This is a genomic window from Frankia sp. RB5, assembly GCF_059816245.1.
Window position 1 is genome coordinate 28,019 of sequence record NZ_JCBATA010000049.1, and the last position, 22,658, is coordinate 50,676.

At 75.6% G+C, this 22,658-nt stretch carries 8 protein-coding genes; 1 reads left to right on the forward strand and 7 read right to left on the reverse strand.

What is annotated here, in order from left to right:
* Nucleotides 1-9: 9 nt before the first annotated feature.
* The 7 genes from AC6EXY_RS23230 to AC6EXY_RS23260 all read right to left on the reverse strand — a co-directional run bounded on the left by AC6EXY_RS23230 (nucleotide 10) and on the right by AC6EXY_RS23260 (nucleotide 21,346).
* Nucleotides 10-1,881, reverse strand: a complete 1,872-nt coding sequence (locus AC6EXY_RS23230; RefSeq protein WP_499818578.1) for a class I SAM-dependent methyltransferase — start codon at nucleotides 1,879-1,881, stop codon at nucleotides 10-12.
* 73 nt (nucleotides 1,882-1,954) lie between these two features.
* Nucleotides 1,955-3,151: a glycosyltransferase gene (locus AC6EXY_RS23235; RefSeq protein ID WP_499818579.1), complete on the reverse strand. Its 1,197-nt coding sequence runs from the start codon at nucleotides 3,149-3,151 to the stop codon at nucleotides 1,955-1,957.
* Nucleotides 3,148-4,065: an alpha/beta fold hydrolase gene (locus tag AC6EXY_RS23240; protein WP_101833222.1), complete on the reverse strand. Its 918-nt coding sequence runs from the start codon at nucleotides 4,063-4,065 to the stop codon at nucleotides 3,148-3,150. Before AC6EXY_RS23240 ends, AC6EXY_RS23235 begins: the two co-directional genes overlap by 4 nt.
* 30 nt (nucleotides 4,066-4,095) lie before the next feature.
* Entirely contained in the window at nucleotides 4,096-4,425 is a 330-nt protein-coding gene (locus AC6EXY_RS23245; RefSeq protein ID WP_101833221.1) for a phosphopantetheine-binding protein, read from the reverse strand.
* Nucleotides 4,426-4,431: 6 nt separating this feature from the next.
* Nucleotides 4,432-9,654, reverse strand: coding sequence for a type I polyketide synthase (locus tag AC6EXY_RS23250; RefSeq protein WP_499818580.1), 5,223 nt, complete (start codon nucleotides 9,652-9,654; stop codon nucleotides 4,432-4,434).
* Nucleotides 9,647-18,277, reverse strand: coding sequence for an SDR family NAD(P)-dependent oxidoreductase (locus AC6EXY_RS23255; RefSeq protein WP_499842406.1), 8,631 nt, complete (start codon nucleotides 18,275-18,277; stop codon nucleotides 9,647-9,649). Before AC6EXY_RS23255 ends, AC6EXY_RS23250 begins: the two co-directional genes overlap by 8 nt.
* 2,184 nt (nucleotides 18,278-20,461) lie before the next feature.
* Nucleotides 20,462-21,346: a helix-turn-helix transcriptional regulator gene (locus AC6EXY_RS23260; RefSeq protein WP_101834178.1), complete on the reverse strand. Its 885-nt coding sequence runs from the start codon at nucleotides 21,344-21,346 to the stop codon at nucleotides 20,462-20,464.
* 965 nt (nucleotides 21,347-22,311) lie between these two features.
* Between AC6EXY_RS23260 and AC6EXY_RS23265 the strand changes: the two genes are divergently transcribed.
* Nucleotides 22,312-22,632 carry a hypothetical protein gene (locus tag AC6EXY_RS23265; RefSeq protein ID WP_101834180.1) on the forward strand — a complete coding sequence of 107 codons (321 nt, stop codon included), beginning with the start codon at nucleotides 22,312-22,314 and terminating at the stop codon, nucleotides 22,630-22,632.
* The last annotated feature ends 26 nt before the right edge of the window (nucleotides 22,633-22,658 follow it).

Genomic DNA, 22,658 nt, shown 5'->3' on the forward strand with positions numbered 1-22,658 from the left:
GCGGGTGCGTCAGACCTCCTTGCGGGCGATCACGAGGCAGGTTCCGGCGAGCCCGGGCCGGTGAACGTAGCGGCGGGCGAGGCGGTCGAGCACGCGGGCGAGGGCCAGCAGCGGGCTGACCACCGCCATCAGCACCGCCCAGGAGAGCGTCTGGACGGGGCCGGCGGCCTGGCGCAGCCAGGGCATCGGCCGCGGCGCGATGGCCGTGACGACGAGCAGCAGGGCGAGAGTGAGGTCACCGGGGCCGCGGGCGGCGGCGAAGCGGACCAGCACCGGCCGCAGGCCCCGGTCGACCAGCGCGGCGAGCAGGTTCTCCATCGGGATGAAATGGGCCCGTTCCGGCACGGCCCAGCCGGACCAGAAGCGGCCCAGCAGCCGCGCCTGCCGGCAGTCGGCGTTGACCAGCTCGCACATCAGGTGCCCGCCGGGCGGCAGCGCCTTCGCGACGGCGTCGAGTTCGGCCGACGGGTCGTCGCAGCGTTCCAGGTAGCCGAACATGCTGATCACGTCGTACTGTCCGGCCACGGACTCGGCGAGGTCGGGCAGCCGGCCGCGCCACGCGCGGTCGAGCCAGCCGCGGCGAACCCCCTCCTCGACGACGGCGCCGACGTCGATGCCGTCGAACACGGTCGCCGGCCACACCTCGCGGGCGGCGTTCGGGAAATGCCCGTAGCGGCAGCCGACGTCCAGCCAGCTGCGGGGCAGCGCGAACGGCCGCACCGCGGCGGCCTGGCCGCGGCGGTCCCGCGCGATCACCGCCAGGGCCCGCTCGGCGACGTCAGTCCGCAGACCGTCGTAGCGGTCCCGGTCGTAGAACTCATGCCCGGCGCGGCTCAGCGGCGGGTTGAGGAAGACGTGCCCGCAGTGCGCGCAGCCCTCCAGCCGGAACGAGCCGGGCTTGCGCAGGAACATGTCCGGCGAGTCGAGGCGGACCGACAGGTCCGTCGACCCGCACCACGGGCAGTCGTCGCGTTCTCGGCCGAGGAACCGGTCGAGCCCGGCGCGCACGTCCCGGCCGTAGGTGGCCCGGCTCGCCGCGGTGCGCTGCCTGGCGGCGTGCTTGACCGGGTCGGCTGGCAGGCCCGCGGCCTTGGCCTCGGCGGCCCGCGCGGCCTGCGCCCGCCCGGCGCGCACCGTGTCGAGGACGAACAGCGCGCCACCGAGCAGGCGCACGATCGGCGAGCGGATCAGGTCCCGCGGGGCCAGCGGCACCCGGCCGGCGCAGACGAAGAACGGCTGGCACCAGAACAGCGCCGTCGCCGCGAGCCCCCACGGCCGGTTCGTGTGCACGCCGATCGCGGTGCAGATCTGCGGGATGAACGGGAAGAGCTGGTAGCGGCGGGTGAACCGGTAGCAGCGCTGCTGCACCCGCACCCGCATCGCCGCGTCGTCGCGGGCGGCACGCAGCCCGGGCAGCACGGCGAGGTCGGTGGATCCGGCGGCGAACAGCTTGAGCCGCTCGGTGATGTCGACGAGCTCGACCGGATCGAAGCCCTCCCGCCGGTCGATGCCGGCGGCGTCGAGTATTTCCGAGCGGACCAGCAGCGCCTGGAACGCCCCGCGGCCGGGCACGCAACGATCTGCCCGGTAGGTGCGGGTGTCGACCATGCGCGCGACGTCGAGGGCGCGTTCGACCGTCAGGTCGGCGGGGACGAGGTCGAGCAGGTCAAGCCGGTCGCGGCTGGCGTGGTAGCTGGCGGCCCGCCGGCCGCGGTCGGTCAGCTCCACCCCGGCGGCGACGAGGAACTCGTGATCGGGGTCTACCGGGCGGCCGGAGGCGGGCAGCGTCTCCAGCCGGCGCAGCCGCCCGCGCAGCCGCACCCCGTTCACCATCAGCCCGACGCACACCAGAATCGGCAGCCAGCCGAGCACGCGGATCATCGCGTTCCGAGGGTACGCCGCGATCGCGACCAGGGGCGCTGGCAGGCCCCCGCGACGGCGGCCCGCCGGCGCATCAGGTGGCGAGTTTCTCGATGTGGTCGGCGGCGGCGGCGACCCCGCCGGCGGCGGCGAAGGCGTCGCGCAGGCCGGCGGCGGCCTGGCGGTGGGCGGGCTCCGACAGCACCGTGCGCACCGCGCCGGCCACGACCGACGCCCCGGCCCGGCCGAACTTGATCCGCAGCCCGGCGCCGCTGCGGACGACCTGATCGCCGATGACCGGCTGGTCGTCGCGGACGGGGGCGACGACCAGCGGCAGGCCGTGCGCGAGCGCCTCGCAGACGGTGTTGTTCCCGGCGTGGCAGACCACCGCGGCCAGCCGCGGCATCAGGTCGACCTGGGGCACGTACGGCGCGGTGTACAGGTCGGCGGGCGCGTCGAGGTCGTCGACGAGGCCGGGCGGGGCGACGACGATCGCCTGCACCCGCTCGGACAGGGTGAGCAACCCCTCGGCGGCGGCGCGCAGGAACCGCCCGCCGGCCTCCCGGGTCACCGTGCCGAGGGAGACGAGGACCGCCTCGCGGTCCGGGTCGAGCCAGTCCCAGGGGAACGGCCCGCCCGCCGCCCGCCGCCCGCCCGCCGCGCTGCCGACGAACACGGTGTTGGCCGGCGCGTCCGGGGTGCGCGAGCCGCGCAGCAGGTCGCGCACGGAGAAGACGATGACGAGGTCGTCGGAGAAGCGAAGGTCGCCGCGGGCCGCGTCGGCGGCGCTGACGCCCTGGCCGAGCTGGAAGTCCCGGAGCAGGTCGCGGACCCACTGGCCGAGGCCGGCGAGCACCCCGTACGGATCGTCGAGCTCGGCGGACGTCGTCGCGAGCGTCGCCCAGCGCAGCCCGCGGCGCCGGGCGACCAGCGCCGCCCCCAGCGCCTGCTGGTCGGCGATCAGCACGTCGGGGCGGAAGTCGTCGACGACGTCCTCGATCGCCGGCGCGCTGGCCGCGGCGAGCGGCAGCAGGAACTCCTCCCACAGGAACTTCAGCGACGCGGGCCCGCGCAGGGCCCGGGAACGGGCGACGAACGCATCCCGGTCGGCGTCGCTGCCGTGCTCCGGCAGGGCGCGTAACGGAACCTCGGGCGGGACGAGTCCGCCGATCACCCCGGCATGGCCGGCGACGGCGACCTCGTGCCCGCGGGCCAGCAGTTCGCTGGCGACGCCGACGGCCGGGTTGACGTGCCCCGTCAGCGGGGGCACGACGAACAGGACCCGACTCACCGGCGCGAGCCCTCCGCGAGCTCCCCGCGGCGCTCGGCGTTGAGGTCCGGCGGCGGCACCATCTGTGTCACCCACTGCGGGGTCTCGAAGCGCCGCGTCGTGGCCCGCACGTAGGGCGGGGCGGGGGTGGCACGGTCGAACAGCCACCAGCGCAGCAGCTCGCGCAGGTAGCCGGTGGCCTCGCGCAGCACCATGTGGGTGTGGTGCGCCAGCACGATCAGCGTGCAGTCGGGCACGAGCGAGGCGAGCCCGGTGGCCTGCCCGATGATGTCGGAGTTCTCCCCGTAGACGGCGAGCACGGGCACGGACAGGGCGGACAGCGCCGTCGGCGAGAACGGCGGCGTCGCCAGCATGTCGCTGGCGATCGTCGTCTCCTGAAGCAGGCGCCGCGCGGCCCGGGTCGCCCGCCCGGCAACCCGCCCGGCCCCGTTCTCGAGCCACTCCTGGACCTCGTCGTCGGACATCGCGACCAGGATCTGGGTCAGTGACCGGGCCATCTCCTCGCCGAGCCCGTCGATGAGGAACGGCGGCTCGATGAGCGTGAGGCTCGCCACCCGCTCGGCCGACTCCAGCCCGAAGGCCAGGGCCATCGTCGCGCCGTAGCTGTTGCCGACGACGTGCACCGGGCGGTCGACGCCGAGCGCGTCGAGCAGCCCGGCGAGGTCGGCCAGCGAGTCGGCGAGCCGGTAGCCCGCCGGGGTGCGCTCGCTGCGGCCGTGGCCTCGCAGGTCGTAGCAGATCACGTCGCAGCCGGCGTCGGCCAGGCAGGTGCCCAGCGCGAAGTAGAAGCTGGACATGTTGTCCATCACCATGCCGTGCACCATCACGACGACCGGCGCGTCCGGTGACGCCCCGCCCCGAGGCTCGAGACGTTGCACGTGCAACCGGACGTCGTTCGCGAGGACCTCAGCCACTACAACTCTCCTTTGCGGCGGGCGCGCGGGTCAGGCCGAGCCCGCGGTCGCCGGGGTGGGCAGGCTGTCGACGATGAAACGGACGACCTCGCCGACGCGCATGTTGATGACCTGGTCGACGTCCATCGTGGCGAGGAAGCCGACGAAGTCGACGGCCGCGCCGTACCGCTCGCGCAGCCGGTCGGCCAGCGCCACGAACTCGATGCTCTCGAGCTCCAGATCGTGGCTGAACGTCGTCTCCATGGTGATCTCCATGTCGACGGCGTACTCCTCACCGATCACGTCCCGCAGGTCCTCGGAGACCTCGCCGAGCACGCGGGCCTCGATCTCCGCCTGCCGCGCCGCACCTTCACCGGACATGCTCGTTCACTCCCTCTCGCTCTCGCTGGACGGCCGTTTCGCCTCGACCTCGGGGGAGGTCCAGGCGACCACGTAGGTCGCGGCGGCCCGATCGCCCCCGGCGGGGGCCGGCCCCCGCACGGCATCATGGCCAGCTCGGTCGGCGCTGTGCGCCCCGCTGGCCGCGTTCTTTTCATCGGCGCCCCGCGGCCGCGGCCGCCCGGGCGACGTCGCCCCAGCGCCGTCCGGGCGGACCCGGCCGGTGCCGTCCACGGTACGCAACGCCACCCACCGCGATCGCCGTGGGCACGGTCCGTCCGGACCGTCCGCGTGGATGGTGACGCGCAGCATCAACGGCGCCTCGGCGACGTCCCCGCCGCCACCTCCCGCACCGGGCGAAACCGGCGAGCCCGGTCTGCCGTGACGGGGTGCCTCGAGATGGGGCAGGTCGACGACGAAGCGGCGCGGCCGGCCGGCGAGGCCGGTCCCCTCCGCCTTCGCGACCGCCTCCTTCGCCGCCCACAACCGGGTGAACCACAGCGCGCGCCGCTCCTGGGCGTCGTCGCCGCCGCTCGCGTCGCCGCCGTGACCGCTCGCGTCGCCGCCATGGCCGTCGACGTGGCCGTCGACGTGGCCGTCGACGGCGGTGAGCTGGTCGAGCAGGCGCAGCTCGGACGGCGCGAGCGCCGCCTTCTCCACGCCGGGCGCCCGCGACACGATCTGTTCGATGTCGATGCCGACCGGGCCGTCCGCGGACACCAGCGCCACCGCCAGCTCCGGCTTGTGGGCCAGCGAGATCCGCGGTGGGTCGGTCGCCGGGATGCCGGGCCGTGTGGGCAGCGGGCGCACCCGCGGGGCGCCGAGCTCGTCGTGGTCGAGGCCGACCTCGATGCCCCAGACGGGTCCCGCGCCGCGGTCCCACAGCCACTGCCGGACCGCGTCCTGGGCGGCGATGCGTCCCAGCAGGCGGCCCCGGGCGGCCCTCGGATTGAGCGCCGCGAGCCGGGCCCGGTCGGCGGCGTCGGCGTAGTGGCGGACGATCAGTTCGCGCGACGCCGAGTCCCGCCACCGGTCCCGCGCGATCAGCCAGCCCTCACCGGACGGCTGAGCGACGGTGTGCAGCTCCGGGGAACGCACCATCGCCCACAGGACGTCGTCATTGGCGAAGCGGCGATCCGTCCACGCGGAGACCACCGCCCACAGCCGGCCGTCGGCGCGGCGCAGCTCCAGGTCGGCGGTGACGGTGCGCTCGGTGACCTCCCGGATGCGCACCACGCAGTCGACCAGGTCGCCGCGGGCCGGCGCCGGGCCGTGGAAACGCAGGTCGGCGATGGCCTGCGGCAACAGCAGCGAGTCGTGCGCGAGATGGGTCATCGCCCAGTAGCCGAAGAGCTGGCCGGCGTTGTCCAGCAGCGCGCCGGAGGCGGACGGCACCCGCAGCCGGCCGCGGATGCCCGCGGCGCCGAGCGCCTCGATGCGGTGCAGCCCCTGGTAGCCGGGCCCGTGGAACAGGTAGCGTGCCGCGTAGAGATCGGCGCCCTCGTGCCGGGAAGGCCCTTCCCCGGGCAGCGTCGGGCCGCCGGTGGGGCCGGTCGGCAGGTCGGCGGTGACCGCGCTCGCGCGCGGCGGCTCGGGGTAGGCGTCGGCGAACAGCACGGTGCCGCGGGCGTAGCCCTCCATGACCACCCGGACGGCGTCCGGCCCCGCCGGGCTCACCGTGATCGCGACCTCGACGGCCGGTTCGATCGCGAGCCAGCGCAGCGCGCGCACGTCCCGCAGCCCGATCTGCACCCGCCCGGGCATCGTCGCCGCCGCCTCGGCGATCATCAGTTCGAGCACCTCGGTCATGGGAACGACCGGGAACAGGTCGGACATGTCCGTCCAGCCCGGCGGCTGCCGATAGAAGCAGTGGTCGACGATGTGCGGCATCGACGCCAACGACAACCGCCTGCGCACCGTGCGCGCCCCCGCCTGCCGCGGCACCGCCGCGCTCGACGCCGGGGGCGGCGGCGGAGGAGGCGGGGGCGGGGGCGGAGGCGGAGGCGGAGGCGGAGGCGACGCGGAGGGTTCCCGCGGGACGGACGACCCCGGCGTGGCTGACGCCGGCGGCGCACCGGAAGCTGGCGGCGCACCGGAAGCTGGCGGCGCACCGGAAGCTGGCGGCGTGGCACGGGCGGCGGCGAGCTGGGCGGCCCGGGGCGAGAGCCGCCGCACGCGCTGCGATCCACGCGTGGGGACGGCCAACAGGCGTCCGGCTGCACCGGGGTACGGCATCTGCGCCGGGGGAACGGTCTGCGGCGAGGGAGCGGTCGGGGGCGGGGCGGCGGGGCGCGGGCCGAGCAGGCCGGCGGCCGCGGCGCCGAGACGCACCAGGGGGGTGCTCAGGCTCAGCCGGACCGCGCTGCCGCGGCGCTGAGGCAGCTGTACCCGCCGCCCGGAGTCGACCTCCGCCAACGGCGCGGCGACGGGCTCGGGGGGCCGGATCGCCGTCGGCGCGGGGCGGTGGCGGCAGGGCAGCAGGTCGAGTCGGGGCGCGGCGCCCTCGACCCACAGCGCCGCCGCGACCCGGCGCAACTGGTCCAGGCCAGATCGTTTCGGCGTGTTCGAGACGAGCGAGACATGCTCGTCCCCGCGCAGCGTGTCGTCGACAAACCCGGCGACGCTGCCTACCCCGACCTGCACGAACGCCCGTACCCCGGTGTCATGCAGCCGGCGGATGAGGTCCCCGAACCGGACCGGCTCGACCAGGTGGCGCAGGGCGAGCTCGCGCACGGCGCGGTGTTCGCGCGGGTAGGGGGCGGCCGTCGTCGCCGACCAGATCGGCACGGCGGCCTCGAGCAGCGGGGTGGCGTCGAGATTGGTCCGCAGCAGGTCCAGGTAGGGCTCGAGGAACGGCGAGTGGAACCCCGACCGGAAGGGCAGCGTCTGACCGAGCACGCCGTCGCCGCGCAGCCGCTCCAGCGCGACGCGCACGCTGTCCTCACGCCCGCAGACGATCGACTGATGCGGGCAGTTGTCGTGGGAGACGACGATGTCGGGCAGGTCGGCGATGACCTCCGCCGCCCGCCGCGCGCCGCAGCCGAGCGCGCCGAACACGACTCCTGGCACCTCCAGCGCGGACGGGTCGAAGCCGGAGATGAACGAGTCGGCGAACGCGTCCGGGACCAGCCCGCAGGAGATCATCGCGTTCCACTCGCCGATGCTGTGCCCGCCGACGAGGTCCGGGACGATGCCCAGGCGGCGCAGGGCGACGTCGAGCACCCGCCCGACCTCGACGCTGGCGACGCCGTGCTGGCCGAGCATCGCGGTGTCGCCGAGGCCCGGGTCGGCGAGGCCGAAGTGGGCGCAGACGTCGTCGATGCGGGGGACGAACTTGTCCTCCAGCCCGCAGAACAGGAACGCCGTGCTGCCGGCGGCCGTGGCGGGGTCGAGCAGCCCGGCGGGGGTGAACCACAGGTCGTTGCGGCCCCGCCAGGGCGTCTCGCGCTCGACCACGGTGCGGGCGAGGGCCAGCCGGCGCGGCGACGGCGCGACCACCGCGAGCCGCCACGGGCCGCCCACCGGCGGGGTCGCCGCGTCGTCGCGGGCCAGCAGGTCGGCGTCGGGCGCGGCGAGCTGGGCGAGCAGGTCCGCCGGCCCGGAGCCGGCGAGCAGCAGCACCGCCTCGGCGTCCGGATCCGCCACCCGCTCCGTCACGACCGGTACCGTCACGACCGGCACTGGGGCGGCCGAGGCGGCCGGCGCGGGGAAGGTGTGGGCCGGGGTCGCCGCCACGTCCGGGGGTGCTTCCTCGACGACGAGGTGGGCGTTGACGCCACCGAAGCCGAAGGCGTTGACGCCGGCGCGGCGCGGGCCGCCGCCGAGCGGGGTGTCCCAGGGAGTCGCAGCGCGCACCGGCGCGAAGCGGCTGCCGGCGAAGGCGGGGTGCGGCTCGTCGCAGTGCAGCGTCGGCGGCAGCACCCGGTGGTGCAGCGCGAGCGCCGTCTTGATCAGTCCGGCGGCGCCGGCGGCGGGCATCGCGTGGCCGATCATGGACTTGACGGAGCCGATCCCGATGTCGGCCGCACCGCCGTCGAGGTCGCCGGCCCCGGCGGCGCCGAGCGGCCCGCCGCGACCCGCCGTTCCGAAGATCCGTCCGAGGGTGGCCAGTTCGACGGCGTCGCCGGTCGGCGTGGCGGTGCCGTGCGCCTCGACGAGGCCGAGGGCGCCGGGGGCGGTCGGGTCGAGGCCAGCGTCCGCCCATGCCCGCCGCACGGCCAGCGCCTGCCCGTCGGCGGCCGGGGCCAGCAGAGACGCCGACCGCCCGTCGCTCGACGTGCCCGCGCCGCGCAGCACCGCGTAGATCCGGTCGCCGTCGCGGCGGGCGTCGGCGAGGCGGCGCAGCACCAGCATGCCGACGCCCTCGCCGATGAGGATGCCGTCGGCACGCCGGTCGAACGGGCGGATCACCTCGCTCGGCGACAGCGCGCGCAGCAGTGTGAACACGCTCCAGAACGACGCCTCGTGCACCAGGTGCGCGCCGCCGACGATCATCGCGTCGGTCCGGCCGGCACCGAGGTCGCGCATGGCCGACTCGACGGCGATCAGCGACGACGCGCAGGCCGCGTCCACCGTGTAGGCGGGTCCGCGCAGGTCAAGCCGGTTCGCGACCCGGGACGCGGCGAGGTTGGGCACCAGGCCGATCGACGCCTCGGGCCGGGCCGGGCCCAGCCTGTCGACGAACGCCGCCCGGACCCGGTCCACCGCCTCGTCGGGCAGGTCGGGCAGCACCTCGCGCAGCGTCGTGACGAGCTGGCGGGACGTCCGCACCCGCTGTTCGAGCCGCGCGACGCCGGCGCCGACGTACCCGCCGCGGCCGAGCACCACCCCGATCCGCTCGGCGTCCCCGAGGCGCTCGGGTCCGCCGGCGTCGGTGATCGCCTCGGCGGCCAGGCGCAGCGCGAGCAGCTGGTCCGGTTCCGCCCACTCGACGGCGTTCGGGACGACGCCGAACGCCGCCGGGTCGAACGAGGCCAGCTCGTCGACGAAGCCGCCGCGCCGGCAGTAGAACGCGTCGGCCGCGCCGTCGGCGACCGCCGGCGGGAAGTAGTCGTCGACGTCGAAGCGGCCCGGCGAGACCTCCCGGACGGCGTCGACCCCGCCGACGATGTTGCGCCAGTACGTGTCGAGATCGCCGGCGCCGGGGAACAGCGCCGACATCCCCACGACGGCGATCGGCGGCGCGCCCGCCGCCGCGCCGGGATCACGCATCGAACGCGCCCGCGCCGGCGCACATGTAGACGACCTGCGGCGGCCCGTCGGCCGGGCCGGCGAGCTCGCGCAGCAGCGCGTCGACGCCCTCGGCCGGGTCTATCAGGCCGATGCCGCGCCGGGCGTACTCGCGGGCCAGCTCCGGGGAGACCATCCCGGCGCCGGCGGCCGAGGGCGCAGCCCCCCAGGGCCCCCAGTCGACGCTGACGACCCGGCCGGAGAACCGTTCGGCGGCGGCGATGGCCAGGGTGTCGAGGGCGTCGTTCGCCGCGGCGTAGTCGGCCTGGCCGCGGTTGCCGAACACCCCCGCGACGCTGCCGAACAGCGCGACGAAGCCGATGTCGTCGCGGACCGCGGCGAGCAGCGCCCGGGCGCCGTCGGCCTTCGTCCGGAAGACCCGGTCGAACGACTCGGCCGTCTTGTCGCGCAGCAGGCGGTCGGCGAGGATGCCCGCGCCGTGCACGAGGCCGTCCAGCCGGCCGTGGCGGTCGTACACGTCGGCGACGACGGCGGCGACGGCGGCCGCGTCCCGCACGTCCACCGCGTGGTAGCGGACCGAGGCGGCGAGACCCTCCAGCGCGGCGAGGTTCGTCCGGACCTCCCGCTCGGCGAGCAGCCGGGCGAGGCGTGCCTCGATCTCGGCCGGCCGGCGGATGCCCGTCTCGATCAGTGCCCGGCGCAGCGCCGGGGCGTCGGGCGCGCCCGCCGTCGCCGGGTCCTCCGGCGCGGTGGGCGGCGCGGTGCGGCCGACGAGCTCGACGGCGCAGCCGGTGCGGCGGGCGAGTTCCAGTGCGACCGCGGCGGTGATTCCCCGCGCCCCGCCGGTCAGCAGCACCACCGACGACGCGTCGAGCCCCGCGGGGACGTCCGCGGCCTGGCCGAGCGGCGCGGGCGTGACCCGCGGCGTCGCCCGCGCGCCCTCCCGGTAGCCGACGACCACCGGGCCGCCGGGGCCCAGCAGCTCGGTGAACAGGGAGTTGGCGATCTGCCGCGGCTCCTCCTTCACCTCGACGTCGACGACGCGCAGCGCCAGTCCCGGCACCTCCCGCGCGATCGTGCGCACCAGCCCGGCGAGCCCCGCGCCCGGAGCGGACCGACCGGCGTCGCCGCCGCGGACGGTCGACCGGCCGAACCGGCCGCCGTTGCCGGTGACGGCGAGCACCCGGCGGCTGCCGCCGAGCGCCGCCGCCCGCAGCGCGGGGAACGCGCCCGGCAGCACGGCACGCTCGTTCGCGTCCGGGTCGGCGGAGGCGATCCAGGCCAGGCCGTCGGCGCCGGCGCCGGCCCGGATCTGGTCGACGAGACCGGGATCGTCGGCGGCGAGGATCCGCACCTCGGCGCCGGCCTGCTCCAGCCTCGTCGCCAGCGCCAGGCCAACACCGAGACCACCCTCGACCAACAGGAACCGGCAACCGGTCAGATCGGCCGGCGCCACGTCCGCGGGCGCGGCAACCGCCTGCGGCTCCACCACGAAGCGCTGCAGCGGGATCGCCTCGACGTCCTCGTCGGCGCCGCCGGTGACGGGAGGCGCGCTGGCAGCTCCGGTTGCTGTGGTCGCGGCGGCGGCGGTCCACCCGGGCGGCGCCGCCGCGGCGGCCTGGGCCGCTCCGACGAGCGCCGGCTCGCCGCGCCCGGTCCGGGCCGCCGCCGCGCTGCCGCCCGGCTCGTGGCCGGCGGCGCCGTGCCTGTCCCGACCTCGACCCGAACGGTCCTGGTCGCCCCGCGGCGAACCGGGCTGGCCCGGTACGTCGTGGCCCGGTACGTCGTGGCCCGGCCTGGTGCCGCCCGGCCGGGAACCCCCCGGCCCGGCAGGACCACCGGGAGCGGACGGGTACCGCCGGTTCTCTCCGGGCGCGTCCGCCGCGAACTCGGCCGGCCGGCTGGCCGGCTCCCCCGGCGGGGTGTCCGGACCGGTGCGTTCGACGATCCAGTCGACGATCCCCCGCACCGTCTTGATCGCCGCCAGCTCCTCGACCAGCTCCTCGCTCAACTCACCCGACCCCGCGGCCACCAACCCCAACCGCGCCGCCAACTCCCCCAGAATCTCCGTCCGCTTGATCGAGTCGATCGACAGATCCGCCTCAAGATCCAGATCAGGCTCCAGCATCTCCACCGGATAACCCGTCTGCTCCCCGATCACCCCCACCACCGCATCCGACACCGACGCCCGATCCACCCCCACCGAGCCACCAGCAACCGACGCCCCACCAGCCGGCACGGCAGCCGCCGGCACCGACCCGCCAGGCTGGCCGGCGGACGATCCGGACCCGCCGGCCGGACCGGTGCGCTCGACGATCCAGTCGACGATCCCCCGCACCGTCTTGATCGCCGCCAGCTCCTCGACCAGCTCCTCGCTCAACTCACCCGACCCCGCGGCCACCAACCCCAACCGCGCCGCCAACTCCCCCAGAATCTCCGTCCGCTTGATCGAGTCGATCGACAGATCCGCCTCAAGATCCAGATCAGGCTCCAGCATCTCCACCGGATAACCCGTCTGCTCCCCGATCACCCCCACCACCGCATCCGACACCGACGCCCGATCCACCCCCACCGAGCCACCAGCAACCGACGCCCCACCAGCCGGCACGGCAGCCGCCGGCACAGGAGTCGCCGGCGCGGCGGTCGCGGTCGGCACCGGATACGCGGCGGCGGGCTCGGCGGCGTACCCGGGCCGGGGCGCCGGCGGCGCGGGGTGGGCACCCGGCCCCGCCTGCCGCGGCACGACGGACCCTGCACCGAGTCCGGCCTCCGCCGGGTAGGCGGCGGCAGGGTAGGCGGCGGCCGGCTGAGGGCCCGTGTTCGCGGGAGGGACGGGGACCGTGGCCGCGGTCGGGTGGCCGGCGCCGTCGGACGTGGCCGGCCGGGCGACGCCGCCAGGGTCATAGCCCAGGTAGCCGAGCATCACGTCCCGCTGCGCCGCGACCAGCTCCCGGGTCGTCCGCAGAAAGTCCAGCACCACGGCCTCCACCTGGCCGCCACCTCCAAACTCGGGCAGGTCGGCGGGCAGGGCCGCCAGGTCGTCGGTCAGGTCCGCGTGAACGGCCAGGTCCGCGTGGGCACTCGGGTCCGCGGAGACACCGGGATACGCGGGGACAGCGGGGTTCGCGAGGACGCCCGGGTTCGCGAAAACGCCGGGGTTCGCGGGTGAGGTCGGGACGGCGAGGACATCCGATGTCGAGGGCCCGGCCGCCCCGGCGGGCCCGCCCCGGCCGGCGGGGACGGCCGGGCTGCTGGGGACGTCCGCCGAGGCGAGGGCGCTGGGCGGGCCCGGGTCCTGCGGGACGAAGCCACGCACCCCGACGATCTCGGGCAGCTGCGCGCCGGGCGCCCGCGCGGCGGACGGCCGTGATCCGGCTCCTCCCGGCCGAGCCCGTGGCAACGGTGCCTGCCCGCCCGCCGGCGCCGACCGACCGCCGTCGGCGCCGGCCGCGGCCGCGGCCCGGGCGAATCCGGGCGCCGGGCGCAGCCCACCGGGCAGGAAGGCGCCGTCGGCGGTGCGCACGTACGCCCCGTCGACGGTCCAGCCGGGACGGCGCGGGATGTCGGCGGCGCTGACGACGCGGGCGTCACGTCCGGCGAACAGGGGCGACGGGTCGACCGGGACGCCGGCGGCGGCGAGTTCGGCGAGCGCGAGCAGCAGCCGGCGCAGGCCGGGCTCGCCAGCGACGTCGGTGGCGACGACCCGGTGCGGCCGCCCGTCGAGGATCTTGCCGACGAGCTGGGCGAGTACCCGGCCAGGGCCCGCCTCGACGAACGTGCGCACCCCCGCGGCGTACATCGACTCGATCTGTTCGACGAACCGCACCGGCGCCGCCACCTGGGCGGCGAGCGTCACCCGAACCTCGTCCGGCGACGCGGGATAGGGCGCGGCGGTCGTGTTGGCCCACACCGGCAGGCGCGGCGGGTCGATCTCGATGTCCTCGAGCCGAGCGGCCAGCGTGGCGGCCGCGGCGGCGACGACGGGGCTGTGGAACGCGCAGGCGACCGGGATCCGCTTCGCCCGCAGTCCGGCGCGGTCGAGCGCGTCGATCGCCGCGGCCACCGCCTGGGTCGGGCCGGAGATCACGCTCTGCCGGGGGGCGTTGTGGTTGGCGACGACGACGGACGTGGCGGGCCCCAGCTCCGCGAGCGCGGCGCGCACCCGCTCCACCGGAGCGGCGACGGCGGCCATCGTGCCGGGATCGTCACCGGCGGCGTCGAGGATCGCTCCGGCGCGCGCCTCGCTGAGCCCGATCAGGTCGTCCCGGTCCAGCGCGCCGGCGGCGCACAGCGCGACCAGTTCGCCGTACGAGTGGCCGCCGACGTGGTCCGGCCGCACGCCGAGGCTGGTGAGCAGGTCGTGCATGGCGAGGCCGGCGAGGCCGAGGGTCGGCTGGGCGGCGCGGGTGTCGGTGATCGCCGCGGCCTGCGCCCCGCGGGCCTCCCGGGTGAACGCGGCCGGCGGGAACATCGTGTCGACCCACTGGGGGGCCAGCTCCAGCACGCCCCGCAGCCGGGGGAAGGCGACGAACAGATCGGCGAGCATCCCGGGCCGCTGGCTGCCCTGCCCGGGGAACAGGAAGGCGGTCGCGCCCGGCTCGGCGTCGTCGTCGCGGACGAACAGCCCATCCCGCGGGTTCGGCGTGAACGTGCGGGCCGCCTCGATCGCGGTGGGCAGGCCGTCCAGGTCGTCGACGACGAAGGCGAGACGCACCGGCCCGCCGCCGGCGGCACTGGTCGTGCGAGCGAGGTCGCGCAGCCGCAGCGGCCGCCCGGCGGCGTCGTTCGCGGTGACGAGCGCGGCGAGCCGGTCCAGCGCCCGAGTCGCCGCCGCCCGGTCGGCGCCGCGGACGGCGAACAGCTCGGCCGGCCACTGGTCCAGGCCGTGCGCCGGCTCCGGACCGCCGTCGTAGGCGGACAGGACGACGTGGAAGTTCGTTCCGCCGAACCCGAACGCGGACAGGCCGGCGTGGCGCTGCTCGGCCGGCGCCGCCCACGGCTTGGCCGCCTCGTCGAAGTAGAACGGGCTGGTCTCGGCGTCCCAGTAGGCGTTCGGGGTGTCGATGTGCAGGGTGGGCGGGCGCACGCCGGTCTCGACCGCCTTCGCGACCTTGATCAGCCCGGCCAGGCCGGCGGCGCACTTGGTGTGCCCGATCTGCGACTTCACCGAGCCGACGGCGCAGCCACCGGGCGTGGCGCCGTTGTCGGTGAACATCTCGGTGAGGGTGGCGAGTTCGGTGCGGTCGCCGACGACGGTGCCGGTGGCGTGCGCCTCCAGCAGACCGATCTCTCCCGGCGAGACACCCGCCCGCGCGTAGGCGCGTTCCAGGGCGAGCACCTGACCGGCCTGGCGCGGCGCGGTCAGGCCGAGTGCCCGCCCGTCGGAGGAGCCCGCGACGGCGCGGATGACGGCGCGGATGCGGTCGCCGTCGCGCTCGGCGTCGGCGAGCCGCTTGAGGACGACGACGGCGACACCCTCGCCGAGGCCGGTGCCGTCGGCGCCGGCGTCGAAGCTGCGGCAGCGCCCGCCCGGCGACAGCGCGTGCACCGAGGAGAACAGCAGGAAGTCGTGCGCGCCGGCGTGCGTGTCGACCCCGCCGACGAGCACCAGGTCGGAGCTGCCGGCGACGAGTTCCTTGCAGCCCGCGTCGAGGGCGGCCAGCGACGACGCGCAGGCCGCGTCGACGGTGAAGTTCACCCCGCCAAGGTCGAGCCGGTTCGCGACCCGCCCGGCGATGACGTTCGCGAGCATGCCGGGGAACGAGTCCTCGTCGAGCTCGGGCAGGAACTCCTCAAGCTCGGGCGGCAGCGCGCCGAACAGGCCCGGCCACATCGAGCGCATGCCGTACGCGCCGGACAGTTCGGTGCCGGCCTCGGCGCCGAACACCACGGACGCGCGGGACCTGTCGAACGGCCGTCCCTCACCGGCGGCCCCCCGCGCGCCGTCCTTCTGCGCGGTGTCGTAGCCGGCGTGGCGCAGCGCCCTGGCGGCGACCTCCAGGGCGAGCAGCTGGCTGGTCTCGATGCTGCGCAGCGACCGCGGCGGAATGCCGTACGCCAACGCGTCGAACGGGACGGGCGGCAGGAAGCCGCCCCACTTCGACGGGGTGTGCCGCCCGGCGTCCTTCACCAGGGCGTCGGAGCGGTAGTAGACCTCGGGGTCCCAGCGGTCGGCGGGCACCTCGCGGATCGAGTCGACGCCGGCGATGATGTTCGCCCAGAACGTGTCGAGGTCCGGCGCGTCCGGGAAGATCGCGGACATGCCGACGATGGCGATATCCAGCGGACGCCCGCTCGCCGCCGCCGCGGCGGCCGGATCCGGTCGCGCCGTGGCCGTCGCCCGCGGCGCCACGCTGCCCACCGCCCTCTCGGTGTCACGGGCGGAAGCGGCGTCGGCGGCGGGGGTGAGGCCGAGGTCGGTCGCGCGGGCGTCGAGGGCGTCGGTGGCGGCGGTGGTGACCTCGTCGTGCAGCGCGGCGATCGTCGTGCGCACGGACCGCAGCGCCGCGACCTGCCCGATCATGAACATGCCCTCCAGCGCCTGGGTCTCGGCGTCGACGGTGACGACCCGCCCGCCGTCGCGGCGCAGCCCCTTGCTGGCCACCCGCAGCCGGCCCAGGTTGAGCCCCTCCAGCTCCTCCCACATCCGCTGGCGGGGGGTGCCGGCGGCGGCGAGCTCCCGGCGGCGCTCCAGGAAGGTGCGCACGTACGGCGACTCGACGCAGCGGGTGGCGTGGCCGGGCGAGGTCTCCAGCAGCACCGTGCGCTCGCAGTCGAGCGCCGCCTGCTGGAAGCCCGCCTGGATCGCGCCCGCGTCGACCGCCTCGGCGGTGAACAGGTAGGCGGTGCCCATCAGCACGCCGACGCGGGCGCCCCGCTCGGCGAGCGGTCCCGCCGCGGCGGCGACCATCGCGGCGGACCGGGCGTCGTGGATCCCGCCGGCGAACAGCAGGTGCAGCTCGGTGAAGAAGTCGGGCCCGGCCGCCGCGGACTCGCCGTAGGCGAGCAGGCCGGCGATCTGCGCCTCCCACAGCGGGAAGCTGGAGCGCGGCCCGACGTGGCCGCCGCACTCCCGGCCCTCGAAGACGAACCTGCGGGCACCGTCGGCGAGGAACCGCCCGAGCAGGCCGGGCGAGGGCACGTGCAGATAGGTGTCGATGCCGGCTTCCTCCAGCGGCGCCGCCTGCGCGGGCCGGCCGCCGGCGATGATCGCGCACGGGGGCCGGGCCTCGCGCACCGCCGCGAGCTGGGCGGCCCGCAGCTCCGGCGGGGCGAACCCGAGGATGCCGACTCCCCAGGGCGCGTCGCCCAGCAGCGCACGGGTGCGGGTCAGCAGCTCGCGGGTGTCGTCGCCGCCCAGCAGGGCGAGGGCCAGGAACGGCAGGCCGCCGCCGTCAGCCACGGCACGGGCGAACTCCGCCCGGTCACTGACCCGGGTCATCGGCCCCTGCGCGACGGGATGACGCAGGCCGTGGGCCGCGGCCAGCGGCGAGCCGGCGGCCAGCGGCCGGGCCCGCGCGGCGGCGGCGATGCCGTCCCGGATCCCCTGCCGGACGGCGCGGACGACACCACCGGCGGTGACGTGGCGGTCGGCGAGGGCGGCGGCGAAGGCCCCGTCCTGCCCGATCGGGAGGAACTGCCCGACCAGGTCGCGCCCGCCCAGTCGCGCCGCCACCTGCCCCGCCGTGTCCGCGCCGGCGGGCGTGGACGCCGCGGCGGGACTGGACCCGGCTGCCGGGGCGAGGGCGCCGTCGGAGGCGAGTTCGCCGCCGGTGTCGCGCAGCTCACCCTCACCGGGACGGTCGGTGCGCCCGGCGAGGGCGGCGATGGGCAGGTCGGGCCGGGTGTAGAGCCGATGGCCGGCGTACAGGACGGTTTCGCTGCCGTCCATTGCCCGCACGGCGGCGGCGACCGGCTCGGGCAGCTCCATCTCCCGGACGAGCGCAAGCTGCGAGTCGAGGACGACGCCCGCGGCGCCGCCGGCCACCGCGGCGGCCGCGGTCGCGGGACCGATCCCGCCGGCGGCGAACACGGGCACGGCCTGTCCCGCGGCGGTGCACGGCCGGTCCGCGAGCAGGTGCTGCAGCAGGGTGAACGTCGTCAGCTCGCCGACGGCCCCGCCGGACTCGTTGCCGCGGGCGATGAGCCCGGTGGCGCCGGCGGCGACGGCCGCGCGCGCCTGGCCGACCGAGGTGACCTCCGCCCAGACCCGACGCCCGCCGCGGACGAGCTCGGCGACGGACCACCGCGCCCCTGCGGCTTCCCCCGTGGTGACCGGCTCGGGGCCGTCGGCCGGACCGGCGCCGCCCGCGCCGTCCCCGGCGTCCGGGCTGGCGGTGAGCACGACCAGGTCGACGGACTCGGGCAGCGCGTCGAGGTCGAGGGGGCAGCCGGCGGCGACCCGCACCCCGAAGCGTCCCGGCGCCCAGCGGGCCGTGTCCCGCAGGGCCTGGCGGGCCTGGCGCGCGCAGCGGCCCAGGTCCAGCACGCCGAGGCCGCCCGCCCGCGTCACGGCGGCGACGAGCGCGGCGCTGGGCTGGGCGAACGGAGTGATCACGACGACGAGCTCGCGTGCGGCGAGCGGGTCGGACGCGGTGGGTCCGGCGGGGATACGGGCGGGTGGTGGGCGGAGCCTGGTGGTCATCGGCAGGTCCTCCTGGCAGGTCGCGACCTGGGGAAGGGCGGCGAGGGCGATGTACTAGTCCGGTTCAGGGGGCCCGCCATGGTCCTTCGGTCGCGCGACCGGCCCGGCACCCACACCGCGCGGCCCGCCAGCACGGCGGCGCACGGCCAGATCCCGAACAAGAGGTTCACCCACCAAACCAACGTGAGGGACACGTTCCCAACGACAGGATGGCCCACATCATCGGCGACCTCCTGGCCGGCGCCACTGGGCGACAGACGTCCCGGGGAAGCTGTATCTGTCCTGACTACGCGGAAAACGAACGGACCCCCAACAACTCTCGTGGAACTGGCGCGCCCGGCCCTCCGGGGCGCCGTCGTGCTTAGCCGACTCGGCATCGTCAACGTGCGCGGAATACTAGTCGGCTCGGTGCGGATCACTGCATGGTGGCAGAGCACAGACGTGATCGCATACTCCTCGGAGCCCTGCGATGGCTGTCATGACCTGGTCGGCTGGCCATCCCGCCAACGCTTCGCCCAGGCCGGACATCGTCGCCGATGTCACCGATGGGATTACGCAGAGCCCGCATGGATGTGCACCGGGCGACGTCATCAATCCCGGCGGCGCCGCCGGAGGTTACGAATTGGTATCACGCCGGCCGGTATCCCGACCTCCCGATCAGATGGTTTTCGTTCGGCTTCTGCTCGCTAACGTGGCGGTCAGCGCGGCGAGCCAATATTCGGCACTCCCACGCCCACTCGATCGACACCAGCGGAAATCGGCAGTGACACCCGTGCCCCGGCCGTTATCCGCCATTGGGCGGCCAGGGCGCCTGGAAATCGATCGCGTGTCGTCGGCGGGTCAGTCACCGACGACCGGGCCGGCCGCGTTCACCACCCGGCCGCCCGGCAGAGACGCAAGCCAACCTAGTCACAGTGTGCCATCGATCGCAAGCGCGACCGACCCGTCAAGGGAGGCAACCCTGCCCCGAACCACCTAGCCGGATCGGCCCGCTACGACGCGCCACAGCGAGCATGACACAGGCCCCATATGCGGCGCATTCGGTATGAAACCACCAAAGTGGAAGTTCCGGGTCCCGACCCAGGAGAGATCATGGCGCCTGGGCGCCCGGCGGCGGCGGCTCGGGCGCGCCCATGCCTGGGATCATCCCAGTTGACCAAGTGTGACCAGGGCGGTCTCGATGACCAACCCTCCGCTGCCACAGCGGTGTCGCCGCGCCGGCCATGATCGATGACGGGTTCCGGAGGGCACACCGGCCCAGGATGCCGGGCCATCCCGCAGAGAGCCCGAACTGGGCGGGACCGCACCGCGCACCCGCCGCCGGACACCGCCGTGATCCGCGGGCGGCGACGTTGCGGTGGCCGGCGCGCCGCCGTCAGCCAGGAAAAGGCGCGACGAAGATCGGTCACACACGGTGAGAGACAGACGGGCCGCGACCGGCGGCCGCGGCCCGCACGCCTTCCCCCGGGCCGCATCCCGGGCACGCGAAGAGGCCGCCGAACAATGGCATGGAAGGCCGGCGAGGGCGGAACACATCGACCGGCTGACTCAACCGGGGCGCGGACGCCACGAAGAGCGCTGCGCAACCAGGAGCGAGGCGGCACCCGCGGATAGGGGAAATGATCGCATGGTCGATCACCCGCGCGCGAGGAATCGCGCCAATTCATACGGCATGAGGGGGCGGCCGTCTCGGCGGACCGCGGAAGGCGGTCGGCGGCGCCTGCCACCCAGGGTGGACGTCCACTCAGACGAGGATCATCCGGCGCCCAACCGCTTGCTCACCGGCAGGGGATCACGGACATCACGGCACCGATCACCCACTGTCTGCCCGGCGCCCATGATATGGGCGCCGGCCGCGCGGCACGGGGAGCACGCGGGCGCGGCTCGACCGCGGGTGGCGAGGTTCGAAGGTGCCCGCCACCCGCGGTGGATCTCGCGGAGCAGCGGTGGGGTCGACGACGCGTCGGCGCTGACCGGCCGTCGGCGCGAGCCGGGCGCCAGGGCCGGCGGCGCGGACGAACCATGCGAGCCGAAGGACGCGCGGGCCGGAAAGCCGAGCGGGCCGGAAGGCCGAGCGCACCCGAAGTGCGTGCGCGCCCGCAGGCCGTGCGGTCGGCAGGCCGTCAGCGCCGACCATCCGTCAGGTTGTCAGTGTCGGGTTCTCGGGCCGGGCGGGCGCCCGGCTCAGGGCCGCGGCGGACTCGGCGGCGCGAAGGCGCTGGTCTCCCGCTGCCAGGCGATGGCGAGCTGGGTCCGGTTCGTGCAGCCCGTCGCGACCAGGGCGTGGGTGAGGTGGTGTTTGACCGTGTCGATGCTGATGCACAGCGCCTCGGCGACCTGCCGGTTCGACCGGCCCTCGGCGACGAGCCGCACGACGTCGCGCTCGCGGGCGGACAGCCGTCCCGCGACGGACGGACCGGGGTCGGTGCGGATGTAGAAGCGCAGCAGGTTGCCGAGGTGCCGTCCCAGCACCGCGCCCACCGCGCGATCGCGGGGGCCGAAGGCGCCCGGACGCGAGTCCAGCAGGGAGATCAGCGCGCCCACGTTGGACGGGCCGAACAGCCGCACGAGCAGCTTCGCGTGGATCCCGTGCGCGCGCAGGAAGCGCTCCAGCCGCATCCGCACCTCGGGCCGCTCCGGGACGCCGAGGTCGTCGAGGGTCGCCAGGCCCCGCTCGCGGACCGAGCGAAGGCTCTCCGGGTTGCTCAGTGCCTCCAGTTCCCGGTACCGCTCCATGTACGGGCCGGCCAGGCGTAGCGCGAGACCGCGGCCGGTGGGCCGGGCGTCCTGGAAGGCCGTCTCGATGGAGGAGCCGAGGAAGAAGGCCGAATGCCGGTAGCCGAGGTGACGCGCCATGCCGTCGAGCGCCAGCTCCCGGAACGAGGCGAGCGACGACGCCCGCTCGCAGTCCTCGACGACACGCAGGATGCCCCGCAGCTCGGCGGCGCCGAGGGCGAGGTCGCGAGGCATCGGCGCCGCGCCGCCGGCGCGGGCGGCGGCGACACTGGGGCGCAGCTGCGTTCCGGGCGCCACCCGCGGGGCGGCGCCGGGCATCTCACCGCGGCCCATCGCGGGACCCGCCATCGGCGGCGTGGCCCGGGTGTGAGACAGTGGCCGCGCAGCAGCGCCTCCCGCGCCCGTGGCCGGTGCGGGATGCCGCGGAGCCGCGGAACGGTGTGGCGCGGTCGGCGGTACGGGCGAGTTCATCGAGGTTCGCCTGGCAAGCCGGCTCGCGACGCCTATGTCAGTGGATGTGTCGACGGTCACGCCGATTCGCGGCCGATGGGGTACGTCCTCGCCGATAGCATCGGTCGAGCGGGGAACTCGGTCGGTCACGCGTGCCTCCGGGGGGTCAGACTCAGAATCGCACCGGGCGGTGGCCCGGCTGTGGCTTTTTCCACCGGGGTGAATTCCGGTGAAGCTGGACATGTTCGGCAAGCGTAGGGCCCGCCTCCCTCGCTACGCCAGCAGTAGCCCACACCCCTCGTTTACCAACCAGTCAAACCCACCCCACAAGTGGGAGAAACACGCCCCCAACCGGCCATATCTCGCCGCATTCGCCACCCAGGCGCGCCGCGCCGACACCTCGGGTGACTTTCCCCGCACGGCCACCTCCCCCTAATGGGCTACCCCCACGGTGGAGACGAGTGGTCCGGCCCGCCGTCGACGGCGCCGCGGCACGCCTTCCGGGCGAGTGCCCCGCCCGTCCGGCCGTCGTCCGTACCGCGAGGCCCCCTCCACGGGGGGTGATTAAGCGGCGACCACCTGCGCCATCCGCATGGTCAACAGCACCGAGGGTAGGGAGAGGTGAGGCTCTCCGTAGTCGGAGAGACGCCACGGCCGGCCGGAGGAGGGCCGCGCACCCGTCTGGAGCCGTACCTGCCCAATGTCTCTCACTGTGGGCCGTCCGTGCCCGCGCCGCGTTTCCTCCGCCGGATTCGCGCGGACCTCACCCGGTCCCGCGCCACCGATTCCGCCTTCCGCCACCGACGGCCGACCGCCGCGGGCGCGCGGGACGAACGAGGTGAAGAGCGATGACCCTCGGCCTGTCCGTCTTCCTTATTGTGGTCGGCGCCGCCCTCCGATACGCGCTCACCTGGCGGCTGGCCGGAATCGACCTCCCGGTTCTGGGCCTGATCCTGATGGTCGCCGGAATCGTCATCGCCGCCATCTGTGTGCTGCGGGCGGTGCTTCCCCTGCCCGGGCCGGGAACGGCTCGCGACCGTCCGCCAGCCCCCACGATTCCGCCGACCCGGCCGGAGGCTACCGACGAGGCCGCCACCACTCCCCGGCCGCCCGACTGTCCGGACCGGTCGCCCTACCTCGATCTGGAACGCCGCACCTTCGGCAACTGACCGATCACCGGGGCTCCCGGCCGGCC

Coding starts and splice junctions, on each gene's coding strand:
- AC6EXY_RS23230 (WP_499818578.1), bottom strand. CDS start 1,881: ATGATCCGCGTGCTCGGCTGGCTGCCGATTCTGGTGTGCGTCGGGCTG.
- AC6EXY_RS23245 (WP_101833221.1), bottom strand. CDS start 4,425: ATGTCCGGTGAAGGTGCGGCGCGGCAGGCGGAGATCGAGGCCCGCGTG.
- AC6EXY_RS23250 (WP_499818580.1), bottom strand. CDS start 9,654: ATGCGTGATCCCGGCGCGGCGGCGGGCGCGCCGCCGATCGCCGTCGTG.
- AC6EXY_RS23255 (WP_499842406.1), bottom strand. CDS start 18,277: ATGACCACCAGGCTCCGCCCACCACCCGCCCGTATCCCCGCCGGACCC.
- AC6EXY_RS23260 (WP_101834178.1), bottom strand. CDS start 21,346: ATGGGCCGCGGTGAGATGCCCGGCGCCGCCCCGCGGGTGGCGCCCGGA.
- AC6EXY_RS23265 (WP_101834180.1), top strand. CDS start 22,312: ATGACCCTCGGCCTGTCCGTCTTCCTTATTGTGGTCGGCGCCGCCCTC.